Annotated in this window: 2 protein-coding genes; both read right to left on the reverse strand. The window is 47.1% G+C overall.

What is annotated here, in order from left to right; translation table 11 throughout:
* Positions 1-220: ATP-binding protein (locus L1283_RS28415; RefSeq protein WP_429626813.1), on the reverse strand; the 220-nt coding region annotated here is incomplete at its 3' end.
* A gap of 59 nt (positions 221-279) precedes the next feature.
* Positions 280-1845, reverse strand: coding sequence for an IS21 family transposase (gene istA / locus L1283_RS28420; protein ID WP_286851112.1), 1566 nt, complete (start codon positions 1843-1845; stop codon positions 280-282).
* Positions 1846-2035: the final 190 nt, after the last annotated feature.

The following is a 2035-nucleotide window of genomic DNA, read 5'->3' on the forward strand; positions in this document are numbered from 1 at the left end:
ATAGGTCGTTGTTTTTTGGCAGAGAAGCAGATTTCATCCGTCTGCTCTCATCCCTTTGCCGGCGGTGCTGCTGCTCGGCCCTGAAAAGACGGGAGAGTAGCTCCAGATAGCCTATCTGCTCATTTTCTGCCCCCGATAAGATATCATCCAGGCCGGCAGCTATCGCTGAAAGCCTGAAGTCGGCGCAGAGTTGTTTTACCTGTTGTTTTTGATTGTCCATAGTTATTGCCTGATAAGATTTATATATCCCTGTCGAAGCAACGACAGGGAGTGATTGTTTTAGTTGCAGCCGAAAAGCGCCTCGTAATCATCCAAGTGACTTTTCTGGGGTTCAATATCCAGTTGTGTACTGCTGTTTCCATTCAGAGGGTTCAGCCGTATGATCTTGGTATCCAGCTCAGGCTCCTGCTTTTTTTCCGAGCGGATGTATTCCAGATAGGCTTTAAAATCCGTAGCGCTCAGGATGTTGTTGGCATGTACATAATCCAGCGCGCGCGATATCTGTGCAGCACTGTTATCCTTTACAGTACGCTCGACCATCTGCAACTGATCCCGTATATACCGCTTTTTGTGAAGTTTTATGGCCAGTATCCACTGCTTTGCCTTAACCGGATCTTCGAACAGATTGGAGATCCGATCTACTATTTCTGCTATTTTAGGCTCCATGTTCCGGCCATGGCTGCGCAGTATGATTTTTTTGCCCTTAAGGCTGCATATATCGTGCGTGCATATTTCTTTTCCACAGAGATCCCGGATGAGCAGCTTACCCGCAAGTTCGCTCAGCTGCACTTTAATGGTTCCCGCGTTGTAGGTGCCGATGGGGACACTATAGAAATTGCCCTTATACGACACTTTATTGTCTTTATGGACAGCGTAAAGCTTTTTTACCGGAGTCTGCGGGGCTATTTCATACCACATTTCCAGCAATAGCTGTTCGCGTTGCAGTTCTTCCAGTGGGATAAGTTTCGTCGTACCATGGGGCAGATTGTTGGCCGTACGGAAAAGCCAGGCCCGGCATTCATCGTTGAGCGTATCCAGGTCACGGTAAGGCCTATTGTAGAGAAAGTTCTGCTTTACGTATTTGACCACATTCTCCACTTTCCCTTTGCTCTGGGGATCGGCTTTACGGCAGAAATGAAGTTTGATGCCACGATCGCGTACATAGCTGGAAAACTCGGAGGTCAGGACGATGTCACCGAGGTTTTCCGATACCATAAATAACCTGTCCTGATCATAGACGATCTCACGGGGCAGTCCGCCGATAAACCGAAAGGCCTCTTCATGGGCAGCGATCACCATAGCCGTGGTAAAGGGTACATCGCTGAAAACAACAAACTTATAGCGGCTCCGTGAGAGGATGAAGGTAAAGAACTGTACTTTTTTCTGCTTACCGCGCGTAGTGGTCATGTTGTAAAAACCAAAGTCAACCTGCGCCTGCTCACCATAGGGAAGCTCCGCGACCATCTGGAAATCGCGGGTGCTCACTTCTTTGGGGATGTTGAACTCCGCCCGGATATCCTGAACAAAGTTGAATACGGTCTTGGGGCTGACTTGCGGAAAGTCAGGGTAATGCTCCCTGAGCCAGTCATGCATCTGGGCCGCTGAGGTATCGTTATACAGCGACAGCTTTTCCTTTACGAAATCACGGTAGGGATCCAGTAACTTTTTCTTGGAAGGGGGCGCTTCCAGTTCTTTTTGGTAACTTCGGTCGTCTTTGCTCAGAAGCTTTTTTACAGTACGCCAGTTCAGGCCGAGATGTTCGGAAATCCTGCGAATCGAAATGCCTTCCCGATGCATTCTGTGAACCTCATGATAGGTCATAAGTTTACTTAAATAATAGTTCATAAATAACTTTGTCTTTTGCTCCGACAAAGCTTGTTTTTTCTTTTGGGACACCGCGTCCCAAAAGATGAACTATGTATTTATTAGTGCCAATTATGCTGCATTCCTTATTGCCAAAAATGCTGCACCGTTAGTGCCATTTTTGCTGCACTCTAAATTGCCAAAAGTTGTGTATTCTGATTTACCGATTACA

This window comes from Sphingobacterium sp. HSC-15S19, from assembly GCF_050433745.1.
In the GTDB taxonomy this organism is placed as follows: domain Bacteria; phylum Bacteroidota; class Bacteroidia; order Sphingobacteriales; family Sphingobacteriaceae; genus Sphingobacterium; species Sphingobacterium siyangense.